Genomic DNA, 24,274 nt, shown 5'->3' on the forward strand with positions numbered 1-24,274 from the left:
GGGCTGGGACAGCTCGAAGGCGCCGGTGATGTCGCACACGCACACCTCGCCGCCCGAATGGCTGGCCACGATCGACAAGATCCGCAGCCGGACCGGATCGCCCAGGGCCTTGAACACCTGCGCGATCCCGGCGGCCTGCCCGGCGTCCAGGGGTTCGCGAACCAGCGGCGGGCTGCACTCAAGGATCTGCAGCAGCTCCATCAGACCTCCGAACATAGATGCTTATCGAAGTCATGCGCTATCTATATTGACAGACGTCTATGCATGCCCGGTGTGCGGGGGTCAGCTCACAGGCACGCCGAGTTCGCCGAGAAGGGTGCGTACCCGGCGCTCGATCTCATCGCGGATCGGGCGCACCTCCTCGGCGCTCTTGCCCGCCGGGTCCTCCAGTTCCCAGTCCAGGTAGCGCTTGCCGGGAAAGATCGGGCAGGTGTCCCCGCAGCCCATGGTGACCACGACGTCGGCGGCACGGACGATCTCCTCGGTCCACGGCTTGGGAAACTCCCGGGAGATGTCGATGCCGCGCTCGGCCATCGAGGTGATCGCAGCCGGGTTGATCTCCGTGGCGAACTCCGAGCCGCCCGACCAGCCGACCGCGTGATCACCGGCCAGATGAGAGAAGAAGCCCAGCGCCATCTGGGAGCGGCCCGCGTTGTGCACGCACAAGAACAGCACGATCGGCCGCCCGTCACTCTTGCCCTCGACGCGGGCCAGGGCGTGCAGCCGCTGACGGGCGAAACGCTCGGCCAGCAGCGGCAGGAAGTTGGCCACCGCGGCGCGGGTGGCGAACTGGTCGTAGCTGGTGTGCAGGAACCGCTCGATCGTCTCGACCGAGAAGGTGCCGGTGAACTCCTCGCCCAGCCGGCGGGCCGCGGTGGCGATGGCCAGCTGCTGGTCGATGGTCAGGTCGTCGCGCTTGTCGGTACTGGTCATCACTGGCTCCCAGGACGTCAGTGCATGGAATCGATGAGTGTCTAATTCGACTTCTGCCGATATTGGCATCCATCGATCCCGGTATGGGTAAACAGCGCATGAACAGCCGACGTGCGCCTTCTTCTGCCTGGGGCCGTTCGGAGATAAGGCCCTGTCAGGGAGCGAGGGAGCATCGGTTCGGCATGCTGCTGGCCCAGGCGCTCAAACGGGGAAATCGTCGGACTGCGAGAAGTCACCAACGAACATGCAGTTCCGAACTTTGATAATCCCGGCGGCCGTCTCAGCCCCGCGTGTCGCCCGCCAGGAGTGGTGGGAGATCGTAGAAGCCGACCCGCGTGCGGCGCGGGCGCCGGGCGGCAAGGAGCGTGGTGGGTGTGAGCACGAACGAAGCCGCCCTCCCCTCTCGCGCGGCGGGTTCGGCGCCGCTGGTCTTCACCGCCGGGGCGGCGGTGGGCCTGCTGGGCGGAATGATCGGCCTGGGCGGCGCCGAATTCCGGCTGCCGCTGTTGGTCGGCCTGTTCGGCTTCGCCGCGCTGTCAGCGGTCATCGTGAACAAGGCGATGAGCCTGATCGTGGTGCTGGTCGCCCTGCCCGCTCGCCTGGGCGCCGTCTCGCTGGCTGAGCTGGGCGCGCACTGGCCGGTGGCGGTCAACCTGCTGGCCGGAAGCCTCGCGGGGGCGTGGGTCGGGGCATCGTGGGCGGTGCGGATGCGCACCGCCACCTTGTACAAGGTGCTGGCGGCCCTGATGGTGGGCATGGCCGTCGCCCTGGTGCTCACCCACACCACCGCCCTGGGCTCGATGGTGCTGCCCGCCCCGGTGCAGGCGCTCACGGGGGTGGCGGCCGGGTTCGGCATCGGCGTGGTCGCCGCGATCATGGGCGTGGCCGGCGGTGAACTGCTGATCCCGACGATCGTGCTGCTGTACGCCGTCGACATCAAGACCGCGGGCAGCTTGTCGCTGCTGGTGTCCCTGCCCACCATGCTGGTCGCCTTCACCCGCTACAGCCGCGATGGCAGCTTCGCCGTCTTGGGCGCCAACCTGCGCTTCATCGCGGTCATGGTCGCCGGCTCGGTCACCGGCGCGCTCCTGGGCGGCCTGCTGCTCGGCGCCATCCCCGACCTGATCCTCATCCCCATCCTCGCGGCCATCTTGCTGATCTCGGCAGTCAAGCTAGCCCGTCACGCCCCTGCGGGGGGATGAACTTCCTTCTGCCTCGGAACCGGTGGCCCGTTCGTCAACGGCACCCGGACACACCGAAGGCCCCCACCCGGACTCAGGGCGGGGGCCTTCGATTCAACGTGTGCGTACCGGTGTGCAGGTCGCCTCTCGGCGAAATGCGCAACGCGGCTCCAGCCGAACGGTATTCCGCGAAGGCGATAGGTGAGGCCCGGGGACACTGGGCACACCGGCCACGAGATGCACAACCACCACCGGCCGCCGGATGTTCCCGCACCCTCACTCCGGGTTCATCGCCCGACGACCGTGCTGCGCCGCTCCATCATGACCACATCACGCCAGGTGCCGTGATGGCGGCCGACGCGCTCGCGAGTGCCGACCACGCGAAAGCCGAGCGCCTGGTGCAGGGAGAGGCTGGACGAGTTCTCCGGGAAGATCCCGGCCTGGATCGTCCAGATCCCGGTGTCCTCGCTGGCGGCGATGAACGCCGCCAGCAGGGCCCGGCCGATCCCATGGGCCTGGCAGCCGGGGTGGACGTAGACGCTGTGCTCGACGACTCCGGCGTACACCGGACGCGCCGACACCGGTGAGGCGGCCACCCAGCCGACGACCTCACCGGTGCCGGTATCTGCGGCGACGTAGCGCAGACGGGCGAGCCTGCTCGCGGTGAAGCCCTCCCAGCTGGGGGCCGTCGTCTCGAAGCTGGCCTGGCCGCTTCCCAAGCCAGCCTGGTAGATGGCCAGCACCTGCTCGGCGTCGGCATCGCGCATCGGTCGGATCTCCAGCCCCGGCGAGATCGCGGGCTTGACCGCCTGGACGATCGCCGAATGGACACCGTCGCCATGCTCGGCGGTCAGCGTGATCGAGGTGGCCACGAAACCGGTCTTCAGCAGCAGTTCGCGATACTCGGCAACACTGAGCGAGCCGGCGACGCAGCCCACCCGAAGCTCGGTGGCCGTCCGCAGCTCAGGGTCGAGGGCTTCTGTTGTGACGACGTCGCTGAGGCCCAGGCGGCCGCCGGGCCGCAGTACCCGGAAGGTCTCGGCCAGCACGGCCGCCTTGTCGCTGGACAGGTTGATCACGCAGTTGGAGATGACGACGTCGACCGCGTGATCGGGCAGCGGGATCGCCTCGATCGTGCCACATACGAACTCGGCGTTGGTCGCGCCCGCCTCGCGGGCGTTGCGGCGGGCCAGCTCCACCATGTCGGCGCTGGCGTCCAGGCCGTAGGCCCTGCCGTGCGGCCCGACCCGGCGCGCCGACAACAAGACGTCGATGCCACCCCCGGAGCCCAGATCGAGCACGGTCTCGCCCTCACGCAACTCGGCGACGGCGACCGGGTTGCCGCAGCCGAGACTGGCCCGCAGCGCGCTCTCAGGCAGTCCTTCGGTGTCGTCGTAGCCGGCCGCGCCGAAGCGGCCCCGCTCGAAGGCCTCGGCACCGCAGTCGGCGACGGTCTCACCGGCCAGCGCGGCGCGGGCCAGGCCGGAGTAGCGGTTGACGACCTCGTCGTGTGCCATGGCGGGCTCCTACTGGCAGGTGGGCATCGCGGGAACGGGGTTGCCCATCACCACGTCGGCGGCGGTGGGAAAGCAGCTCACGCACTCTTCGTTGATCCGGTACAGGCTGGAGGTGCCCTGCCGTTCCACCAGGACGAATCGCACCTCGGACAGGATCTTCAGGTGGTGGGAGATTGTCGACTGGCCGATCCCGACGGCGGTGACGATCTCCCCGACGCTCATCGGCTCGCGCTGCCGGGCCAGCAACGACACGATCTGGATGCGGGTGCCGTCGGCCAGCGCTTTGAACCAGCTCGCGTACTCCTCGGCCTCGGCCCGCCCCAGAGGTTCCTTCTCTGTATTCATCGAATATCGACGATATACGATGAAAGACAGATGAGGAACCCCTCTTCCCGCCTTGGAGAAGGCCGAGCGCGAAGACGGCATTTCCACGTTCATGCCTGCCGGTAGAGCGGCGTGCGCCCGCCATCCGACAGGCATGATTGCCGGCAGGTCGGATGGTGGGATCAACCTATCCAGATCACCAGGGTCTGGTGAGCCGCGCTGTCACAGCTGGCAGAGTTTTCCCGCAGCAAGTCGGTGCCCTGGAGTGCCTTGCCGCTACCAGCAGGTAAGCATGTCATGGCACGCTTACACCATGAAGCTTCCACGTTCGATGCGATCATGAGATCAGCTAACGAAACAGCTCAGCGGTTGATATCTGAAGCGCGTCGGAGATCTTGAACACGTGATCTAACAACGGACTGTAAGCGCCGTTCTCGATCCGATTGATGGTTTTTCTGTCAACCTCTGCCATCTCACCCAGCGTCTCCTGGGTCAGACCTCGCTGTTCACGCACCTCACGGAGCGTGATTGCCCTCGTCCGGCTGCTAGCTAGCGAGGTGAGGTTTCAGATGGCATCACGCCCTGCCAGGATCTCCGCCAGCAGGCCGCTCGGCTCACGAGAGAAGAGGAACGATCGGGTGCCAGCCGTAAAAAAGTACCCCGATGATCTAAGGTCGCATGCGGTGCAGCTGTACCGGGAGTCGGACCCCAAGCCGGCCATCAGCCGTCTGGCAGAGCACTAGGCGTCCATCGCGAAGCACTGCGTACATGGATTCGCGAGGATGAGGCCACTCACCAAGACGACGACCAGTTGGTCACCATCCGACTGGCAGAGTTGCGCGACCTCCGCAAAAAGAACGCCGAGCTCAAGCGAGCCAACCAGATCCTCCGGGCGGCGAGCGCCCTGTTTGCCTCCGAGTTGATGGAGGTCGGCTGACACGCGACCCCGCTCACCTGGCGTCGCTCGGCTATACCTCCACGGCCGTCGAGCTGGCGCCGACCCGCGACTCGACGGCTCATGATCACATATCCGACTAGGCCGGAGAGTTCCGTGCCTGAGATCGCAGCCCATCATGATCAACCGGTTGCGCATCATAGCCATCGAGCGAATTTTCGATAGCACTCGGGGCCTACGTGAGCAACTGCGTTAGTACTGGATTTCGTCATGACGGACGTCGCCTCAAACGTGGCGCCTTATGGTGTCGGCGACCTCATCTACTCCGTTGACGGCATGGTGGTCGCCATCCAGCCTTGAGCGAAAACCTCGCTATGCCCCTCAATCGCCGCCTCGCCGGCCAGGGGGCGCTTCCTGGCTCCCCTAGCTCCTGGGCGTGACTTTAACGCCTGCACGCTCCACCAGAGGGCCTCAGGGCGGAGCCCATCGCACATCACAGACACGCCCGACTGCCGTAACCGCTGCCCACCCCTGGCCCGCCGCCTTCGAATCGAAGACTCGTCACCCACCCGAACGCCGACCAACTCCAGGACAGAGCCATCGCTCGACATCATCTTCGACGCCTTCAGCAACACTCCCAAGACGATCTTGGTGACAGTTATCGCTGGGAAGTGACAACTATCGCTGGGAATCACACGCAGGTCGTACGGCCAAGATCGCACATCCCCGTCAATACATCGTTAAGCGTTCGGCAAACAAGGATCGGCAGGGTGGGCCCATGAACATCCTGTCACGTTCGGCCATCGCCCGACGACGGCGCTCCCTGGCGAATCTCGTGCTCCGCGACCTCGCGGAGACCGGTGACGTCACCGTCCCCGCCTGGTGGGAGGAGGAGATCCAGCGGGAGTTCGGCGGGCTGGGCGGGTTCCTGGCCGAGCTGAGCCGCCAGTGGTGGACGGCCTACGCCGCGCACCTGGACGCGCTGATCGAGCTGGGCCTCGACGACCCCTCCCAGGCGTGGGAGGACGTCACCGAGCAGATGCCGTGGCTGCGGGCCGTCCTCGACGCCTACACGGACGACGCGGCGCTCGCCGAGGCCGAGCGGCGGCACTGTGACGTCCTGCGCTGGACGACCCGGCGCGAACCCCGTCACGCGGCCTGAGAGGCTCCCGCGCGGCCCCCCGTCACGCGGTCCGCGGCTCCGCCGACCCGGGCTTTCTCATGTCACGCGGAGAATATTCACGGTGGATCGGGTAGCCATGAACGATGGTCAGATTTGTCGAAGGTAAGCCTCCACCTCACAGGAACTCCGACGATCACGCCGCTGACCTGCGGTTGGGTGTACGCCTGACGATGGCGCTGGTGGCAGTGGCGATCTTCACGGTGCCGTTCGTGATCCTTCTCGTGCTCGTGAAGACGTCTTCCTCGCCGCTCACGGTTCTCGACGAGAGCATCGCCCTGAGCCTGCACGCCCACGCGCTGGAGAACCCCGGTTACACGACCTTCCTCAACGTGGCGACCGAGGTGTTCGGTCCCTGGACGTGGCGCGTGTTGGTGGTGCTGACCGCCGTCTGGCTCTGGCGCCGGGGCGCGCCGCGCCTGGCGATCTGGGCGGTCGCCACGATCACCTTCGGTGGCCTGCTGAACCTCGCCGTCAAGGGAATCGTCAACCGCGCCCGGCCCGACCTGCCGGATCCCGTGGCCTCGGCGCCCGGTGCCTCCTTCCCCTCGGGGCACGCGATGGGAGCGGCGCTGGGCACGTGCATCCTCGTCCTCATCCTGCTGCCCTTCCTGCGGAGCATGACCTCGCGGATCCTCGCCTGGGCCGTCGCGGCGGTCATCATGGTGTTCGTCGCGTACAGCCGGATGGCGCTCGGCGTCCACTGGACCAGCGACGTGATCGCGGGGGTCGCGCTGGGCGTGGTGGTCGTGGTGGGAACGGCGGTGGGGTTCGAGGCCTGGCGCCGCGGAGAGGGCCGCAAGCCCGCCGAACCGCACGTGGAAGGTGTCGAACCCGAGGCGTTCCGAGGGAGCCATTCGGGGTAGCAGGCGCGCCATGTCGAAAATGTCGGTGGATTTCAAGGGCGTGACGCGCCTCATCCTGGCGCCGCTGATCATCATGGCCGCGCTGACGATCGGCGTCGGACTCCTCATCACCAAGGTCCTGCAGACGACGACCCTCATCGCGAACGACCAGGGGGTCAACGCGCAGATGGCCGAGGACCGCACGGCCTACTGGAGCTCGATCACCGACGTGGTGTCGGGTCTGTCCGACACGCCGGTGATCATCACTGCCACCGCGTTGCTGGTCATCGGCTTCCGGCTGGCCTTCAAGCGCTGGAACGAGTCGATCTTCCTCGCGCTGGCGGTCTTCTCCCAGTCTGCGATCTTCCTGCTGGCCACCGTCTTCGCCCAGCGCAAGCGGCCCGCCGTCGAGCACCTCGACCCCGCCCCGCCCACCTCCAGCTTCCCCTCGGGGCACACCAGCGCCGCGGTCGCCTTCTACTGCGGCGTCGCCCTGGTGCTGACCATCCACACCCACCGCTTCAAAATCCTGAACGTGCTGTGGTGGGTGATCGGCCTGGGCGTTCCGCTGGGCATCGCCTACTCGCGCATGTACCGCGGCATGCACCACCTGAGCGACGTGAGCTGGGGCTTCCTGCTCGGCGTGGTCTGCATCGCGGTGGCCGCCAACGCGCTGCTGTTCCGGTCGGTGATCGAGGAGAAAAAGAAAAAAGTTCTGAGCGCGTAGCGACCCCCGGCCGCACCGGGGATCCGGGGGTGGCGAAGATCCCTGAAACCAGGATCGACGGGGGTGTGAGAGGGACATTCCCCACCCGCCGGGTCGCTTCGCATGAGACCGTTGTGAAGCAGCACCACCAGGGTTCACATCTGTTACCTGGTGTGGCTCAAAGATCACTCTGTGCCACGAAGTAAGATGGAAACCTCGTTAGGGAGATTCAAGTCTTCCTTACGGGGCACGAGCAGCCAGCCGGCCGGACCGAGAGACGTTCGACGGCTACCCTCAAGGAAGGAAGCCGGCCCATGGATCGCCAGTCCGTCGTCTGCCATAAATGCACGGGTGTTCTCCTCGCCACCGATTCCCGCACCTACACGGCGCAGCGAGGTCGCCTGATCCTGACCAACGGCTACTGCACCTGCCCCGCCGAGCAGGCTCCCACCGAGCAGGCCGTCCACCAGCAGCACCAGTCCGCCACGGAGCAGCCCTCCGCGCACCGGCAGTCGGCCCACCCCCAGCAGCAGAGCGCGCAGCCCGCGGGCCAGAACTCGATGGTGGTCGCCTAGCGACCTCAGGGGGGCGGCGGTCGCGGCGTCGGGGGGCGCACGCGACGGCTCGGCCCCTCGACACCCGTGTGCCGCTGCGGCGGCCTCGCGGGCGCTCATCTTTCACGGCCCCGGACACATCCCTCGCGGGCCGATCACTCTCGCGCATCCGGAAACACCTCACGTATCCGGACGCGCCTCACACCTCCGGATGCGCCCGCGGATCGGGCACGCTCACGAACGGACGTCTCACGCATCCGGACGCGCTCACAGATCCGGACGCGGCACGAATCCGGACGCCTCGCGGACCGGGACGCGCTCACAGATCCGGACGCGCCGCTAATCCGGACGCGTCGCGGACCCGGACGCCGAGCCCTCAGGCCGACATCACGGAGCGTGCGTTCAGCCGCTCAGTCCCCAGGCCAGCACTACGGACAGACCACTCGTCGCGAGCAGGCCGAAGACCACCACCATGGCAATCACTCGACGGTTCATATCCACAAGCCTAGTCAGGCCTTCCGATGGCTCCGCACGTCGGCGCGCGGGTGGGACACCGGGGTGGGTACGAGATCATGGCGGCCACCTGGTGGAGGACTGCCCGCTCTCGGCGCGGATGATGTGGATGACCGCGTTGATGAGCGCCAGGTGGGTGAACGCCTGGGGGAAGTTGCCGAGGTGGCGGCCGGTCACCGGGTCGATCTCCTCGGCGTAGAGGCCGAGGGCGCTGGCGAAGGAGAGGACCCTCTCGCAGAGCCTGCGGGCGTGGGTGTGCTCCCCGATCTCCGTCAGTGCCGAGACGAGCCAGAACGAGCAGATCGCGAAGGTGCCCTCCTCCCCGCTCAGACCGTCGTCGGTGAACTCCGTCTCGTAGCGCAGGACCAGGTCGTCGACGGTCAGCTCGTCGGCGATGGCCAGCACGGTGGCGCGGACCCTGGGGTCGTCGGGCGGCAGGAAGCGCACCATCGGGATGAGCAGGAGCGACGCGTCGAGGGCGTCGGTGTCGTAGTGCTGCTTGAAGACCCCGCGCTCGCTGACGCCGTGGGTGCACACGTCGGCGTGGATCTCGTCGGCGACCGCCTGCCAGCGCGCGGCCAGCTCCGGCTCCTCCCTGAGCCGGGCGAGCCTGGCGCCCCTGTCGGTCGCCACCCAGCACATGACCTTCGAGGAGGTGAAGTGCCGGAGCTTTCCCCGTACCTCCCATATGCCGCGGTCGAGCTCCCGCCAGTGCCTGATGGTGGACTCGACCTGCCGCTTCAGGATGGGCCAGATCCGCTCGTCCAGGCGGTCGCGGGACCGGGTGTGAATGTAGAAGGAGTCGAGGACGGTGCCCCAGACGTCGTTCTGGCGGTGCCGGTAGGCGTCGTTGCCGATCCTGACGGGCCTGGCGCCCTCGTATCCGGAGAGGTGGTCGAGGATGTACTCGTCCAGCTCGCGCTCGCCGTCGATGCCGTACACGACCTGGAGCTCCTCGTCCCGCTCCGCCACATCGGCGAGGAACCAGAAGAAGTCGTCGGCCTCCCAGTCGAAGCCCAGTGTGTACAGGCCCCAGAGGGCGAAGGTCGAGTCCCTGATCCAGGCGTAGCGGTAGTCCCAGTTGCGGTCGCCGCCCGGGGTCTCGGGCAGGGAGGTGGTCGACGCCGCGATGAGGGCGCCCGTGGGGGCGAAGGTCAGGCCCTTGAGGGTGAGGGCGCTGCGCTCCAGGTATCTCCGCCACGGGTGGTCGGGGAAGGCTCCCCTGGCGAGCCAGTGCTGCCAGTGGTGGGCGGTCCACACGAGCCGCTCGTAGGCGTCCCTGAAGGTGTACGGCGGCTCGTGCGGGGTCCACGACAGCGCGCAGAAGCGTGTGTCTCCCTCCTTGAGGAGGGTGCGTGCCATCGCGCGCCCGCCCTCGAACCCCAGCCGCATGTCGGTGGTGAGCCACAACTCCACGCTCTCCCCCTCCGCCGTCGCGACGCCCTGGTGGTAGCCCCTGTCGGTGTACGACCAGCCGGCGGGCCTGCGGCCGTAGTCGAAGATCGGCTCGCAGTCGAGCGTGACCTGCACCTCCCCGCTGACACAACGCACCGTGCGGAGCAGCACGTGGGAGGCGTCGTAGTCGGTCGGCGCCCTCCTGTGCGTGTGGGAGAGCTCCTCCTCGTGGTGCCAGGGCCCCATGAGCAGCACGTCGCGCACGATGACCCAGCCGGTGGGGGTGCCCCAGCTGGTCTCCAGGATCATGGTGCCGGGCAGGTAGCGGCGCGCGGCGGGCACCCTCAGGTCGGCGGGACCGATCCGGAAGCCCCCCGCGCCCCGGTCGAGGATGGCGGCGAAGACGCTGGGGGAGTCCATCCGGGGAAGGCAGAGCCACTCGACGTTTCCGCTCGGGGCGACCAGGGCCGTGGACTCGCAGTCGGACAGGAACCCGTAGTCGGCGATGGGCGGGAAGGGGGAGGGACCGGACAGCCCGTCCATCGGCGAATCCGCTGTCATCAGTCCTCCTCGAGCGTGGAGACCTCCGCCTTCGAGCGGAGAGAAACGTCAGGCGCCCTTCCTACCCGCACGCCGGGTTCGGGCACCCCTATCGCCCGATCGGGCGTGTCCCGCGCGTGCTCCTCCCCGTGCGACGGGAGGACGTTTCGCCCCGGTGCCGCCGTGGTCTCCGGCGCGCCTGCCGGTCGATTTTCCCATCGGTACATGAATCGACTACCGGCTCAGATACCCGCCGTTCAGCGGATAATGGCTCGGTCCATTGCCGATTCCCGGTAAGGTCCCACAAGTCACATTATTCCCAGAGGTATGTGAACTTTTCAGACAGACTCCTGTCGAATCTGCTATTAAGATGCCCGACCAAGGTTTACGTCAGAGAGGGTCATCGTGGGGCGCGACGACATCCAGGGATCGTATGAAGAAGATCCTCGCGAGCAGACCGGTCCTCTCGGACCGGCCCAGCAGGAACCCGAACGCCCCGCCGGCGACGTGCTGTCGGACGGGTGGAGCGACATCGACCTTCCCGAACCCATGCCGGACGACGGGTCCCAGGTAATCGTCCACGTCGACGGATCCCGGGAGATCATCCGGGCCGACGGGTCCCGGGAAATGGTCTACCTCGACGAGCGCCGCGAGATAGGCGATACCGACATCACCTCCAACGGCCCCCTCTACCGCGAGGAGAACGAGACGACCTCGTCGCGCGGATTCCTGGGGTCGGGCTGGCGGGAGGACCCCGACCCTTACGAGGAGCGCCGCCGCAAGGGCAAGAGCAAGAGCAGGATCCTGCTGGCGGTCGTGGGCGGCGTCGTGATCGCGGGCGTCGCGGGCGGCTGGATGCTCTCCGCCTCCATGGACGGACAGGCCGGCACCAAGTGCTCACCCGGCGTGCGATGCTCGGTGGCCGAGCTGCCGCAGGTGCCCTCGGAGACACCGACGCCCGAGTCCGAGGAGGAGACGGCGGAACCGTCCGAAGAGCCGTCCGCGACCGACGAGCCGACGACCGCTCCCAGCAGGGCCCCCCGGCCCCAGGAGCCCTCCGCCCGGCCGTCGCCGACCCGCACCACTTCGTCGAAGGAGAGCCGCCCGACGCCGCCCGCCGAGGAGGCCGAGCAAGAGGAGAGCCTGGACGCACGGCCGCGGATCACCTCCGAACCCGCGCCCTCGCCGACGAGCCAGGCTCCCACCGAGAGTGCCGTGCCGAGCGAGCAGCCGACGACGGCGCCGCCGCAGGACACGGGGACGAACAACAACAACTCGGGCGGTGGCGGCCGGGGCGGCCTGCTCGACTGGCTGTTCTGACCGTCGCGGCCACGGCGGCGCGTTCGCGCTCAGCGCCGCCTCCGATGGCATGAGCCCGGCCCCAGGGCTCGGCACCTTCGACGGCTACGGCGTCTCCGGGCGCGGCGACCACCGGGGCCCGTACCGTCAGGCCTGCCGAGGCCTACCGCGCGGGCGTGCCGACGGCGTGGTCACGCAGAGGGTGCCGGGAACGCGAGACCCCGGCGCGGTGCTCCTGGGGGCTGATGCCGCGTTCGCGCTTGAAGGCGGCGCTGAGCGCGAACGCGCTGCCGTAGCCGACCTGCGTGGCCACCGCGCCGACGGTGGCGTCGGTCTCGCGCAGCAGGTCGGCGGCCATGGCCAGCCGCCAGCCGGTGAGGAACGCCATGGGCGGCTCGCCCACCAGCTCGGTGAAGCGGCGGGCCAGGGCGGCGCGGGAGACACCGGCCCCGGCCGCCAGCGTGGCCACCGTCCAGGGATGGGCCGGATCGCCGTGCAGCATGCGCAGGGCCTTGCCCACCACGGGGTCGCTGTGGGCGCGGTACCAGGCGGGGGCCCCGGCCTCCGGGCGGGAGAACCAGGCGCGCAGGACGGCGATGAGCAACAGGTCGAGCAGCCGGTCGAGAACGGCCTCCTGACCCGGCTCGTCCTTGACGATCTCATCGCTGAGCAACGGGATGATGGGGCAGTCCCAGGCGTCCTCCGGGAGGACCAGCAGCGGGGGCAGCGCCTCCAGCAGGCGGCGGCTGATCTCCCCGCGCATCTGGTAGGCGCCGGTGAGGAGCACCGTCGAGCCGTCGGGGCTGTTGCCCCAGGTGCGGACGCCCAGCGTCATCTCCTGGGCCAGGCTTCGCCCGTCGAGGGTGGTGCAGTGCTGGCCCGGATGGATCACCACCTGGGGCGGCGTGGCCGGATCGTCGGCGACCGTGTAGGGGTCGGGGCCGAGGATGATCGCGACGTCCCCCGGGCCCAGGCGCACCGGATCGCCGTCGTCGGGGATCATCCACGCCTCGCCCCGCACCATGGCCGTCAGGGCGAGCGGCGCCCGGTCCTGGATCCGCAGTGACCAGGGCGGGTTCAGGATCGAGCGGAGCAGGAACGCTCCCCTGGCCCTCGGACCGTCCAGAAAGTCGGTGAGCGCGTCCACGCCTTCACTGTAGACGCTGAAACATGGAATTGCGCTTCTCAACCATGGTTCGTCTCACCCCTGGCCAGTTCACTGGTTCCATGACAGAAAACAGGTACGAGAAGAACACGACGCTGGTCCTCGGCGGCACAGGCAAGACCGGCCGCCGCGTGGTGGAGCGGCTCACCGCACGCGGCCTGCCGGTGCGGGTCGGCTCCCGCTCAGGGGAGCCGCCGTTCGACTGGGAGGACCGGGGGACGTGGGAGGCCGCGTTGCGGGACGTGGCGTCGGTGTACGTCGTCTACTACCCGGACCTGGCGTTCCCCGGGGCGGTGGAGACGGTCCGCTCGTTCGTCTCGCGGGCGGTCGGAAGCGGCGTCCGGCGACTGGTGCTCCTGTCCGGCCGGGGTGAGGAGGAGGCCCAGGTGAGCGAGCGGACGGTCCAGGAGTCCGGGGTCGAGTGGACGATCGTACGGACGGCCTGGTTCTCGCAGAACTTCAGCGAGGACTACCTGCTGGAGCCGGTCCTCTCCGGCGAGATCGCGCTTCCCGCGAGAGACGTGGCCGAGCCGTTCGTCGACGCCGACGACATCGCGGACGTCACGGTCGCGGCGCTGACGGAGGACGGGCACGCGGGCGAGCTCTACGAGCTGACCGGTCCCCGGCTGCTGACCTTCGCCGACGCCGCCGCGGAGATCTCCAAGGCGACCGGCAGGCAGGTCCACTACGTGCCGGTCTCCTCCGAGGAGTACGTGGCCGGGGCGGTCGAGCACGGCGTACCGGCCGAGTACGCCGCACAGCTGGCCGAGTTGTTCACCACCGTCCTGGACGGCCGCAACGCCCACCTGGCCGACGGCGTCCGCCGCGCCCTGGGCCGGGAGCCCCGCGACTTCGGCGACTACGCGCGAGACACCGCCGCCACCGGTGTCTGGGGCGGTTAGCGGGGTTCGGAGCGGCCAGCGGTACGGCGGCGAGCGCGTCCCGCCCCCACCCCCATCGCGGTCAACGGTTACCAGGCACCAGGCGGTGAGCATGTCCGATACCGCCACCGGAGTTCCCACGACAGCCAAGGAGAATGTGATGTTGATGTTCCGGGGCGTCGCGCTGGTCGCGGCGGCCATCACCATGGGACTCGTAGCGGGTCTCTTCTACGCCTACGCCTGCTCCGTCATGCCCGGTCTGGCCCGGACGGACGACCGGACCTTCGTCAGCACGATGCAGCGGATCAACGTGGCGATCCTCAACGGCTGGTTCGCCGCCTGCTTCGGCGGCGCGCTGGTGCTGACCGTCCTCGCCGCGGTGCTGCACCTCCAGGAGGACGGGCGGCCCGTGCTGCCCTGGATCGTGGCCTCGCTCGTCCTGTACGTGGTGATGCTCGCCATCACGATGGGGATCAACGTGCCGCTCAACAACGCGCTCGACGCGGCCGGGGACCCCGATCGCGTCACCGACCTCGCGGCGGTGCGCGAGCGGTTCGAGGCGGCGTGGGTCCGCTGGAACCTCCTCCGCACGCTGGCGTGCGTGGCCGCCTTCGGCTGCATCACCTGGGCCCTCGTCGTGTACGGGCGCACCGGCCTGCCGAACGGGTCGTGACCGGGCAGGCGTCGATTGGTGTCCAAGGCACCGGCGCTGACGCTCTCGGCGGCGGACAAGGCCACCGGCGCAGACACTGTCGGCGGCGGACAAGGCCACCGGTGCAGACGCTCTCGACGGACGAGGCCACCGGTGCAGACGCTGTCGGCGGCGAGCAAGGCCGCCGGCCAGGTGGCGGGGGCTCTATCGCGGTTTCCCGCGCAGCAGCTCGACGACCGCGCCGATGTCCGCGTCACCCCAGCCGCGCTCGGCCGCCTCCTCGTAGAGCCGCTCGGTCAGCCGGGCGATCGGCAGATCGAGGCCGCCCGACTCCGCCAGCTCGACGGCGAGCCGCACGTCCTTGGCGGCGAGCCTCGTCGTGAACCACCCTCGGTGGTCACCGTCCAGGATGTCGTCGACCCGGTTGTGCAGGGCGGGCGCGACGGTGGGCCACGTGAGGAGGAAGTCGTGCAGCAGCGTCTCGTCGAGGCCCACCGCCAGCCCCGTGGCGGCCGCCTCGGACAGCGCGGCGGTCCCGGCCATGAGCAGATAGTTGTTCAGCAGCTTGAAGGCGAGCGCCGCGCCGGGGTCGCGCCCGCAGTAGGAGTAGGAGGCGAACACCTCCGACCACACCGGTTTCAGCACGTCGGCGACGCCACGCTCGCCACCCAGCAGGACCGAGGCCTGCCCCTCGGCGACGGCCGGCGGCCAGCCGATGATGGGGGCGGCCACGAACCGGCCCCCGGGCGCCATGTCCCGCAGCGCGCGGGTCGTGTCCGGGGCGACGGTGCTCGTGTCGGCCACGACGGGCCCGCCGGAACCGATTCCGGTCAGCTGGGACATCACGTCGAGAGCCGCCCGGTCGTCGGCGAGCGACATCAGCATCCCTTCGGCCTCCCGCGCGGCCTCGGCGGGCGAGGCCGCCTCGACGGCACCGAGGCCGACCACCTCCTCCGCCCGCCCCGGTGTGCGGTTCCACACCGTGACCTGGAAGCCGCGCACCAGCAGCCGCCGGGCCAGTGCCCGGCCCATCATGCCCATCCCGAGTACAGCGACGTGCATAGATCATCCCCCCTCACGCCATTGTGCCCCCGCGGGTCGGACGCCCTGGGCCGCCACGCGGATGACGGGCGGCATCGCGGGGTCGTACGGGCGGAGTGCGGGTCCCGGCGGCCAGGCCGGCCAGGTGCGGACTTGGGGCTCAGGCCGGGTAGGCGCAAGCCCCGGAAGTCAGGCCGGGTAGGCGTGGGTCTCGGGAATCAGGCCGGGTAGGCGCAAGCCCCGGAAGTCAGGCCGGGTACGCGTGGGTCTCGGTGGCCTTGACGGCCGCCCAGATCCGCTGTCCGGGGGTCAGGTCGAGATCCGCGACGGCGGCGGGGGTGACGTCCGCCGAGGCGGTGATCGGCCCCTCCAGGTAGATGCGGACGTTGTCGCCGTGCCGCTCGATGCCCTCGATCGTGGCCTCCCAGAGATTGCGCGGGGTGCCGTCCGGGCGGGTCCTGTAGAGCGCGACCGCACCGGGCCGGAAGGCGACGAACGCGGGACCGTCCAGATGCTCGGCGACGCTGAAGCTCACCTCGCCGACGGTGACCTGTCGTCCGGCGGCGAGGCCCCGATAGAGGTTGAGTCCGACCAGACGGGCGACGTAGTCGGTACGCGGGCGCCGGGCGACCTCGGCGGGGGTGCCGCGCTGCACGACGGCGCCGTTCTCGATGACGACCAACTGGTCGGCGAGCACCATGGCGTCCAGCGGATCGTGGGTGACCAGGACGGTCGCGCCGCCGAAGTCGGCCAGGTGGCGGCGGAGCTGGGAGCGGATCTCCAGGCGGGTGTGGGCGTCGAGGGCGGCCAGCGGCTCGTCCAGCAGCAGCAGGCGGGGGCCCACGGCGAGGGCGCGGGCCAGGGCTACGCGCTGGGCCTGACCGCCCGACAGCTGCCGGGGTCTCGCCGCGGCGTACCCGGCCAGGCCGACGCGCTCCAGCCACGCCGCGGCGCCGCGCCGGGCCTCCGCCCTGGAGGCACCGTGACAACGAGGCCCGAAGGCGACGTTGTCCAGGGCCGACAGGTGCGGGAAGAGCAGGTAGTCCTGGAAGACCATGCCGATCGGGCGACGTTCGGACGCCAGGGTGTGCAGCGCCTCACCGTCCAGGAGTATCCGCCCGCCGGACAGGGCGGTGAGCCCGGCCAGCGCGCGCAGCGCGGTGGTCTTGCCCGCGCCGTTGGGGCCGAGCAGCGCGACGACCTGGCCGGCGGCGACCTCCAGGTCGATGTCCAGGTGGAAACGGGGCCGGGTGACGACAAGGCGGGCGTTCAGGGTCACGGGCCGCTCACCCACCGGTCGCGCAGGCTGGCCAGGATGATCACCGAGACGGCGAGCAGGACAAGGCTGAGCACGATCGCGGCCTCGGGTTCGGTCTCCAGGGCGAGGTACACGGCCAGCGGCATGGTCTGGGTCCGGCCGGGGAAGTTGCCGGCGAAGGTGATGGTGGCCCCGAACTCGCCCAGCGCGCGGGCCCAGCACAGCACGGCTCCCGCGACGACGCCGGGAGCGATCAGGGGCAGGGTGACGCGGCGGAAGATGATCCAGCGAGAGGCGCCCAGCGTCGCGGCGGCCTCCTCGAAGCGCGGGTCGGCGGCGCGCAGCGCGCCCTCGACGCTGATGACCAGGAACGGCATGGCGACGAACGTCTCGGCGATGACGACTCCGGCCGTGGTGAACGGCAGGGTGATGCCGAAGGTGGAGTCCAGCCACTGGCCGACCAGGCCGCGCCGGCCCAGGACGAGCAGCAGGGCGACCCCGCCGACCACAGGGGGCAGCACGAGGGGGACGGTGACCAGCGCCCGCACCAGGCGGCGGCCGGGAAAGGCGACACGGGCCAGCAGCCACGCCAGCGGCACGCCGAGCAGCAGGCACACCAAAGTGGCCACGGTCGCGGTCACCAGCGACAGGCGCAGCGCCTCCAGCACCTGCGGCTCGCCCAGCCTCTCCCCCAGGGTGGACCAGGGGGCGCGCACCAGCAGCCCGACCAGCGGCAGCGTCAGGAAGACGATGCCGACCACGGCGGGCAGCACCAGCACCCAGGGCAGGCGACCCGCCACACCGCCGGACGGACCGCTCACCGCACCACCCGGCACACCACCCGCCGCATCGCTCACCACACCACCCGCCGCACCGCCGGACGGACCGCCTGGCACGCCGTCGGACGGGCCACCCGTCACGCCACCGGACGGACCGCTCACGGCGCCGTCAACTCGTCGTACGAGCGTGGTCGGCGATCTCCACGACCACGTTGGTGGACTTGATCACGGCGACCGCCATCACCCCCACCTCCAGGCCCAGCTCGTCGGCGGCCTGGCGGCTCATCAGCGACACCACCCGATACGGTCCCGCGGCGATCTCCACCTGGGCCATCACCGCGTCCTTGATCACTTCGGTCACGATCCCGCGAAAGCGGTTCCTGGCCGAGGAGTGACCCGTACCGTCCTCGGACTCGATCTGGGCACGCGCGAACGCCGCCAGGTCGGCACCCGCCACCACGCGGTGGCCGTGCTCGTCCCGCCGGGCCGCGAGCCGTCCGGCGTCCACCCATCGGCGGACCGTGTCGGGGCTTACCCCCAGCAGCGCGGCGGCCTCGCTGATCCGAAACGTCGTCACGAACAATCACCATACCTTCGCATATTCGCGCCTATGTGCCCCTATCCCATGGCAGCCGCGTTGGGATTCGCCGCCTCTTACCGCTCCTGCGAGCCCGGACGGCCTAAAGGGCCCTTTCCCCTCACCGGGGGCACGTTCACACCGGAACACCGGCGCGGTGGAACCGGCTCGCCTCGACGGGGCCCGCTTCCCACCCGCGGGCCCCGGAGGCGGAAAGGCCCTACCCCGGAATCCGGCCGGTGGAGCCGGTACCCGACCAGTAAGGGGTGGGAAGCCCTCGCGTGCCGACGTCCACGAGGAAGAGGCGTCCGGCGTCCGGATGGCGCGCGGTCTCCTCCGGGGTCATCGCCACGCGGGCCGACGTGATGAGCAGCGTGTCGAGCCGCGGGCCCACGAACGCGACGCTCGTCACGTTGGGCGCCGCGACCTCAACGGTCGCGAGGTGCTCCCCCTCGGGCGAGTAGCGGCGCACCTGGCCGGCTCCCCAGAGCGCCAGCCACAGGTCGCCGTCGACGTCGACGCACAGCCCGTCCGGCGTACCGTCGGCGATCTCCAGCAGCACGCGGCGCTCACCGTACGCGCCGGTCGCGGCGTCGTAGGTCCTCGCCCAGATCGTTCCGGGGACGCTGTCGACGCTGTACATCGTCGACAGGTCGGGAGACCAGGCGAGACCGTTGGAGAGCATGAGGTCGGCGTCGATGGTCGTGGTGCCTCCGTCCTCCTCGTACCGGTACAGGCACTCCTGGTCGTGCCGGTCGTCGAGGGCGAGGCTCCCCACGAGGAAGCGTCCCGCGGGATCGCACGCCCCGTCGTTGAGGCGGCTGTTCTTCCCGTCGGGAATCAGATCGACGAGGTGCGCGCGCTCTCCCCCGCCCTCCACGGTGAGCAGTCCCCTCCGCCCGGCGACGAGCAGCCTGCCGTCCCGGTCGCACACGACGGCGCCGACGGTCTCACCGAACTCGTGCCCGCGGTCAACGTGAACGGAGTCGTGGACGAGCCGTCCCTCGAAGACCTGACCGGCGTCGATGTCCACCCACAGGAGGCGCTCCCTCGCGGCGTCCCACACGGGTCCCTCGCCCAGCAGGTACGTGTCCGCGCTCGCGACCCGCGCCTCGAAGCGCCGGATCTCCCGACTCACGACGCGCCCCCGGCGGTCTTCCGTACGGCGGTCAGGTCTCGGGCGGGCACCCGCCGCGCGACACCCGGTGCCCGCGGGCCGGCGGGATGGACTGGCATGGCCGGACGGTCGCCGACCGGCGGGTTCACAGATGCTTGGGATCGCATGAAACCCACAGTGTGCCAGATGGCGGATCTCCCCATCACACTGCACGCTTTGCCGCATTTAGCCATATTTCAGGAGCCCAAGGCCCAGGCCGGTGATCCCGGCCCGGGCCTCAATCGCGCGCTTCACCGCGCACCCGCCCTTCCCGGTCGGCGGGGAAGGGCGGGCGTACGGACTCCCGGGGAACTACGGCTGCTGGGAGATCCGGAACGACTGGGCGGCACCGCCGTTGCAGGTGCTCTGCACCAGCTGGACGCTGTCGGCCGTCGAGGAGCCCGGCACGCTCAGGCACTTGGCGCTGAGGCGGCTGACGAAGCGGTAGTAGCCGCCACCCTCGGACACCGCCTGCCACTGCTGGTTGTTGCCTCCGGAGTACGACCACAGCTGGAGCGGGGCGCCGTCGGCCGTGGAGACGTTGGTCACGTCGACGGCCTGAGCGCTGTTGAGGCGGTTGTTGAGCCGCGCGAAGCCGCCGCTGGTCGGCTGGACCTGGAACTGCTGGGCGAGAGTGCCGTTGCAGGTGTACTGCTGGATCACGGTGCCGTTCGCCGAGGCGGCGGCGCGGGCGTCCACGCACTTGCCGCTACCGCGGTTGGCGAGGCTGTACCACGCGGTCGGCGAGATGGTGTCCGTCGGAGGCGGGGTGCTCCCGCCGCCCAGCCACAGCAGGCCGTCGATGACGAACCGGTTCTGCACCTCGCTGGCGAACGTGGACGACAGCGGGGTGTTGTTGCTGTAGTTCATGGCGTTGTGGCCGAAGTTCGCGTACAGCATCTTGTAGTTCTTGTTGGTCCACATGAGCGGGTAGTAGCCGCTGTACCAGGTCTGGTTGGGGTCCGTGCCGACCGGGAAGCTCGACGGGTCGATGGACCCGAGGATCTTGATGTTCGCGTTGTTCCTCAGGTCGTTGGTCCAGCTGTACCACTCGCTGACCGACGAGGTGAAGGTGGCGGGCAGCCGGGCCGTGGAGGCGTGCGCCCCGCCCTCTGTGCGCATGACCACCGAGGTGGGCCCCCAGGTGTTGGACCTGAACGCCCCGGTGCCGAGGAACTCGTTGTGGTACCACGCCCAGCTCTGCGCGTCGGTGTTGAACGCGCTCACGTGGAAGCCCATCCACGCCCCGCCGTTACGCATGTACTGCTCGAACGCCGACCGCTGGGCGGCGTTCTGGGGCAGGTCGTCCAGGAAGAGCACCACCTGGTACTGCTGGAGGTTGCTCGCGTTCAGCTGGCTCCAGTTGTTGGTCGCGGTGTAGGAGAAGTTGTTCTGCGCGGCCACCTGCGGGAACCAGCGGTTGGCCTCCTGGACGAAGTTGATGTGGGCCGCGTCCCACGTCCCGTTGTAGAAGGCGATGACTTTGAAGCTCGGGGCGATCGACGCCCGCGCGTTCCCGCCGACCGGAATGGTGGTGAGGCCGAGCGCGACGGCGAGCACGGCGAGTAGCCGCACCCACGTCCGCATCGTGCTGACCATGTTTTCCCTGGTCATGTACGTTTCCTCTGTCTCGTGACGAACGACAAAGGCGAAGCCCGCCCCGCCCACGGGCATAACGGAGACCGGCGTTACCAACAACTTCGGCAAGCCGAGGACGGTTCTTGTCTAACTTAATTCAAGTTATGTGAAGAAAAATTGTCAAGAAGATCGCGAAGTCGGAAAGGCTGAAGCGTACGACGGATCCGCCCCTGACCGACGCCCCCGGGTCCACGGAACCGTCATCCGGCTCTGACCGACGCCCCCGAGTCCGCGGAACCGTCATCCGGCCCGTCCCCTGCCCGTCAGTCGACGGCGGGGGCGGTCTCGTAGTGGAGGTCCGCGCCGAGGCTCAGCGCGAGCCTGCGGGCGAGCCCCGTGTTGCGGCGGTGGTCCAGCCGGTGGACGGCCATCTCCAGAGCCTTGCGCTCGCCGACCACGACCACCCACGACCGCGCCCGGGTGAGCAGGGTGTAGAGCAGCTTGCGGCGCAGCATGACGCCCCCGGACTCGGTGACGAGCGGCGCGACCACGAAGGGATACTCGCTGCCCTGGGAGCGGTGGACGCTGATGGCGTACGTGTGGGTCAGCTCGTCGAGCTCGCCGAAGCCGTACTTCACGGTCTGCCCGTCGTCGGTGCGGATCTCGACGAGCCTCTCCTCCGGGGTGATGGCGGTGACCGTGCCGGTGTCGCCGTTGAAGACGCCCTTGTCGTAGTTGTTGCGGATCGGCATGACACGGTCGCCGACCCGGAAGGCGGAGGCACCCGACCAGTGCTCGGCGACTCCCTCGCGGGCCGGGTTGAGCCGTTCCTGGATCATCCGTCCGAGTTCGGCCGTCCCCGTCAGGCCTTTGCGCATCGGGCACAGGACCTGGACCTGGTCCGGGCTCACCCCCTGCTTGCGCGGGATCGCCACCGTCGCCAGGTGCATCACCCGCTCGGCGACCCGCTCGGGGTCGTCGACCTCCTCGAACCAGAAACCTCCGCCGCCGGGAAGCGCGGGCACCTCGCCCGCCCTGACCCGGCGGGCGGCCTGGATGATCCCGCTGCCCTCCGCCTGGCGGAAGACCCGGGTCAGGCGCATCCGCGCGATCGCCTCGACGCGCAGCAGGTCGGCCAGCACGCTGCCGGGGGCGATGCTGGGGAGCTGGTCGCTGTCGCCCACGATCAGCAGGTGGCTGCCCGGCGGGATGGCCGCGGTGAGCCTGGTGGCCAGGTGCAGGTCCAGCATGGACGCCTCGTCGACCACGATCAGGTCGGCCTGCGCGGGCGTCTGCTCGAACAGCGTGCCGCTCTCGGGGTCGGGCTGGTGGGCCAGCATCCGGTGCACGGTCATCGCGGGCAGGCCGGTGAGCTCCGACAGGCGTTTGGCCGCCTTGCCGGTCGGCGCCGTGAGCGTCACCATGCCGCCCATCGCCCTCACGGTCGCCGCGACGGTCTTGACGGTGTGGCTCTTCCCGCAGCCGGGACCGCCGGTGAGGATGGACACGGTGCTGGTCAGCGCCATGTTCACCGCCGCCCGCTGATCCTCGTCCAGCCCGGGATCCTCCTGGAACGTGCGCATGGGCAACGTCGAGGGGGCCTCCCAGAGCCTGGTCAGCTGAGCGGCCAGCGTGAGCTCCCGGCCGTGGGTCTCCTTCAGATAGACCACGGCCGTTCCCCGGCCGTCGGGCGACGCCTCGACGACCACGCGGCGGTCGGCGACGAGGGCGTCGACCATCCGGCCGACGAGGTCGTGGTCCTGCTCGATCAGTTCCGCGGACTGGGCGATCAGCGCGACCAGCCGCACGTAACAGTGCCCGTCGCGGCTGGCCGCCGTCTCCAGCCTGTCCAGGATCGCCGCCTTGACCCGCTGCGGGCTGTGCTCGGCGACCCCCGACCGCAGGGCGATCCTGTCGGCCGTGGTGAACGCGATGCCCCTGACCTTGCCGATGAGCCGGTACGGGTCGGAGGTGAGAACCTCCCCCGAGTCGGCCCCGAAGACCTGGTAGATCTTGGCCGCGAGCAGCGGGCTGATCCCGAAGCCCTGCAGGACCACCATGAGCTCGGCGATCGCCTTCTGCTCCTCCCACGCGTCGGCGATCTGGGCCTGCCGCGCGGGGCCGATGTTGACGACCTCGGTGAGCCGTCGCGGCTCGGTGTCGATGACCGTCAGCGTCGCCTCACCGAAGTGGCTGACGATGGCGTGGGCGAGCCTCGGCCCGATGCCGCGGATCAGGCCGGAGCCCAGATAGATGCGGATGGCCCGGACCGTGGCCGGTACCAGCCGCTCGCACGCGACGACCTCGAAGCGCCTGCCGTGACGCGGATGCTCGCCCCACTCGCCGACGAGCCTGAGCGTCTCCCCCGGCTGGACCCCGCCCAGGGCCCGGCCGGAGGCGACGAAGCCGGGCATGCCCTCGGCGCTCATCCGCGCGATCGTGTACTCGTCCTCGCGGACGTACACCAGCTGCTCGACAGATGCCTCCACGGCAGAAAGCAACCCCTCCGTACTGGCTTCACCTCATCCTTCGCACATCAGACCAGCTCACCCGGTGTCCCCACAAGCCGTCGCGGCTCGCCTGCCACCCCGGGCCGCCGCCGTGGCGTCCCGGGGTGGCGGTGGGCGGTGCCGGGCACGCCGGGGTCGATGGATGTGACGTACGGGTCGCCGTCGCGGGCGAGCAGCCGGAGGTGACGGCCGGGCCGCTACGCGCCCGGCCCACGTGGTCGCCCGCCGCCGGAGGTCAGGAGCCGCCGACGGAAGAGCTCACCGGCTGGCTCGCCGTCCGCCAGTGGGACATGGGCGGCCTGGGTCCCGGCTGAGGAGGCCGCGGCCCCGGGTACGGAGGCCGCCAGCCCGGATACGGAGGCCGCCACCCGGGATAGGGCGGGTACGGTGGCCGCCAGCCCGGATACGGAGGCCGCCACCCGGGATACGGAGGACGCCAGCCCGGGTACGGAGGCCGCCACCCGGGGTACGGAGGATGCCAGCCCGGGTACGGAGGATGCCCCCCGGGGTACGGCGGGTGCCCGCCCGGGTACCCGCCCGGATAACCCCCGGGGTACCCGCCCGGGTAACCGGACGCGGGCACGCAGTCGTACTGCGGGCACGGCGTGGTGATGCAGTACCTGGGCGAGGGGACGCAGACGCGGCCCGGACCGCAGTTGACCGCCGCGCACGGCGACCCCGGCAGGCACGTACCGGCCGGCTGCGCGGCGGCGGTGACCGACCGGGCCACCGGGGCGGCCGGCGCACCGTCCGCCCAGGCCTTGGTCGCGATGGCCGGCGATCCCGCCGCCACGA

23 protein-coding genes and 1 pseudogene are annotated in these 24,274 nt (G+C 69.8%); 10 read left to right on the forward strand and 14 right to left on the reverse strand.

The features are described from left to right. The coding region (locus ACSDR0_RS35890; RefSeq protein WP_435293393.1) for an ArsR family transcriptional regulator at positions 1-201 on the reverse strand (201 nt) is incomplete at its 3' end. An 81-nt stretch (positions 202-282) separates the two neighbouring features. Then, positions 283-933, reverse strand: coding sequence for an arsenate reductase ArsC (locus tag ACSDR0_RS35895; protein WP_435293394.1), 651 nt, complete (start codon positions 931-933; stop codon positions 283-285). 374 nt (positions 934-1,307) lie between these two features. Here ACSDR0_RS35895 and ACSDR0_RS35900 point away from each other — a divergent pair, with 374 nt between their 5' ends. After that, positions 1,308-2,135, forward strand: coding sequence for a sulfite exporter TauE/SafE family protein (locus tag ACSDR0_RS35900; RefSeq protein ID WP_435293395.1), 828 nt, complete (start codon positions 1,308-1,310; stop codon positions 2,133-2,135). Positions 2,136-2,401: 266 nt separating this feature from the next. On the opposite strand, the gene arsM is transcribed toward ACSDR0_RS35900, so the two are convergent. The 3 genes from arsM to ACSDR0_RS35915 all read right to left on the reverse strand — a co-directional run bounded on the left by arsM (position 2,402) and on the right by ACSDR0_RS35915 (position 4,484). Then, on the reverse strand, positions 2,402-3,631 hold the full coding sequence (gene arsM, locus ACSDR0_RS35905) for an arsenite methyltransferase (protein WP_435293396.1): 1,230 nt from the start codon (positions 3,629-3,631) through the stop codon (positions 2,402-2,404). Between the two features lie 9 nt (positions 3,632-3,640). After that, positions 3,641-3,976, reverse strand: a complete 336-nt coding sequence (locus ACSDR0_RS35910; RefSeq protein WP_435293397.1) for an ArsR/SmtB family transcription factor — start codon at positions 3,974-3,976, stop codon at positions 3,641-3,643. A 328-nt stretch (positions 3,977-4,304) separates the two neighbouring features. Further along, positions 4,305-4,484 carry a helix-turn-helix transcriptional regulator gene (locus tag ACSDR0_RS35915; protein ID WP_435293460.1) on the reverse strand — a complete coding sequence of 60 codons (180 nt, stop codon included), beginning with the start codon at positions 4,482-4,484 and terminating at the stop codon, positions 4,305-4,307. A gap of 216 nt (positions 4,485-4,700) precedes the next feature. Between ACSDR0_RS35915 and ACSDR0_RS35920 the strand changes: the two are divergent. From ACSDR0_RS35920 to ACSDR0_RS35940, 5 genes and pseudogenes are all read left to right on the forward strand, one after another. Continuing rightward, positions 4,701-4,892 (forward strand): annotated as a pseudogene (locus ACSDR0_RS35920) (IS3 family transposase); the annotation flags it as partial. A gap of 736 nt (positions 4,893-5,628) precedes the next feature. Beyond that, positions 5,629-6,012 (forward strand): hypothetical protein, encoded by a 384-nt coding sequence (locus ACSDR0_RS35925; RefSeq protein ID WP_435293398.1) that lies wholly within the window; start codon positions 5,629-5,631, stop codon positions 6,010-6,012. 191 nt (positions 6,013-6,203) lie between these two features. After that, the gene (locus ACSDR0_RS35930) at positions 6,204-6,896 is read left to right on the forward strand and encodes a phosphatase PAP2 family protein (RefSeq protein WP_435293399.1); all 693 of its coding nucleotides are present in this window, start codon (positions 6,204-6,206) and stop codon (positions 6,894-6,896) included. A gap of 19 nt (positions 6,897-6,915) precedes the next feature. Further along, positions 6,916-7,602 (forward strand): phosphatase PAP2 family protein, encoded by a 687-nt coding sequence (locus ACSDR0_RS35935; RefSeq protein ID WP_435293400.1) that lies wholly within the window; start codon positions 6,916-6,918, stop codon positions 7,600-7,602. 293 nt (positions 7,603-7,895) lie between these two features. Next, a complete protein-coding gene (locus ACSDR0_RS35940) occupies positions 7,896-8,156 on the forward strand; it encodes a hypothetical protein (RefSeq protein ID WP_435293401.1) in 261 nt (86 codons plus the stop codon). A gap of 549 nt (positions 8,157-8,705) precedes the next feature. On the opposite strand, the gene ACSDR0_RS35945 is transcribed toward ACSDR0_RS35940, so the two are convergent. Next, on the reverse strand, positions 8,706-10,604 hold the full coding sequence (locus tag ACSDR0_RS35945; RefSeq protein WP_435293402.1) for a glycoside hydrolase family 15 protein: 1,899 nt from the start codon (positions 10,602-10,604) through the stop codon (positions 8,706-8,708). A 384-nt stretch (positions 10,605-10,988) separates the two neighbouring features. Between ACSDR0_RS35945 and ACSDR0_RS35950 the strand changes: the two genes are divergently transcribed. Then, positions 10,989-11,903: a hypothetical protein gene (locus ACSDR0_RS35950; protein WP_435293403.1), complete on the forward strand. Its 915-nt coding sequence runs from the start codon at positions 10,989-10,991 to the stop codon at positions 11,901-11,903. 142 nt (positions 11,904-12,045) lie between these two features. Here the strand turns inward: ACSDR0_RS35950 and ACSDR0_RS35955 are convergent, their stop codons facing one another. Beyond that, positions 12,046-13,029 carry an AraC family transcriptional regulator gene (locus ACSDR0_RS35955; RefSeq protein WP_435293404.1) on the reverse strand — a complete coding sequence of 328 codons (984 nt, stop codon included), beginning with the start codon at positions 13,027-13,029 and terminating at the stop codon, positions 12,046-12,048. Positions 13,030-13,109: 80 nt separating this feature from the next. On the opposite strand from ACSDR0_RS35955, the gene ACSDR0_RS35960 reads away from it, so the two are divergent. After that, on the forward strand, positions 13,110-13,949 hold the full coding sequence (locus ACSDR0_RS35960; protein WP_435293405.1) for an NmrA family NAD(P)-binding protein: 840 nt from the start codon (positions 13,110-13,112) through the stop codon (positions 13,947-13,949). A 139-nt stretch (positions 13,950-14,088) separates the two neighbouring features. Further along, positions 14,089-14,601, forward strand: a complete 513-nt coding sequence (locus ACSDR0_RS35965) for a DUF1772 domain-containing protein (protein WP_435293406.1) — start codon at positions 14,089-14,091, stop codon at positions 14,599-14,601. 183 nt (positions 14,602-14,784) lie between these two features. Here ACSDR0_RS35965 and ACSDR0_RS35970 read toward each other — a convergent pair whose 3' ends face one another. The 7 genes from ACSDR0_RS35970 to recD2 all read right to left on the reverse strand — a co-directional run bounded on the left by ACSDR0_RS35970 (position 14,785) and on the right by recD2 (position 23,458). After that, a complete protein-coding gene (locus ACSDR0_RS35970) occupies positions 14,785-15,642 on the reverse strand; it encodes an NAD(P)-dependent oxidoreductase (RefSeq protein ID WP_435293407.1) in 858 nt (285 codons plus the stop codon). 226 nt (positions 15,643-15,868) lie between these two features. Beyond that, a complete protein-coding gene (locus ACSDR0_RS35975; RefSeq protein WP_435293408.1) occupies positions 15,869-16,900 on the reverse strand; it encodes an ABC transporter ATP-binding protein in 1,032 nt (343 codons plus the stop codon). Then, complete coding sequence (gene modB / locus ACSDR0_RS35980) at positions 16,897-17,700, reverse strand: molybdate ABC transporter permease subunit (protein WP_435293409.1); 804 nt, start codon at positions 17,698-17,700, stop codon at positions 16,897-16,899. The genes ACSDR0_RS35975 and modB overlap by 4 nt, the downstream gene beginning before the upstream one ends. A 127-nt stretch (positions 17,701-17,827) precedes the next feature. Further along, positions 17,828-18,235 carry a TOBE domain-containing protein gene (locus ACSDR0_RS35985; RefSeq protein ID WP_435293410.1) on the reverse strand — a complete coding sequence of 136 codons (408 nt, stop codon included), beginning with the start codon at positions 18,233-18,235 and terminating at the stop codon, positions 17,828-17,830. 220 nt (positions 18,236-18,455) lie between these two features. Continuing rightward, positions 18,456-19,373, reverse strand: a complete 918-nt coding sequence (locus ACSDR0_RS35990) for an SMP-30/gluconolactonase/LRE family protein (protein WP_435293411.1) — start codon at positions 19,371-19,373, stop codon at positions 18,456-18,458. Positions 19,374-19,703: 330 nt separating this feature from the next. Beyond that, entirely contained in the window at positions 19,704-21,005 is a 1,302-nt protein-coding gene (locus tag ACSDR0_RS35995; RefSeq protein ID WP_435293412.1) for a ThuA domain-containing protein, read from the reverse strand. 287 nt (positions 21,006-21,292) lie between these two features. Then, a complete protein-coding gene (gene recD2, locus ACSDR0_RS36000; protein WP_435293413.1) occupies positions 21,293-23,458 on the reverse strand; it encodes an SF1B family DNA helicase RecD2 in 2,166 nt (721 codons plus the stop codon). Between the two features lie 125 nt (positions 23,459-23,583). On the opposite strand from recD2, the gene ACSDR0_RS36005 reads away from it, so the two are divergent. Beyond that, positions 23,584-23,793, forward strand: coding sequence for a hypothetical protein (locus ACSDR0_RS36005; RefSeq protein WP_435293414.1), 210 nt, complete (start codon positions 23,584-23,586; stop codon positions 23,791-23,793). The last annotated feature ends 481 nt before the right edge of the window (positions 23,794-24,274 follow it).

Source organism: Streptosporangium sp. G11, from assembly GCF_051192615.1.
In the GTDB taxonomy this organism is placed as follows: Bacteria; Actinomycetota; Actinomycetes; order Streptosporangiales; family Streptosporangiaceae; genus Streptosporangium.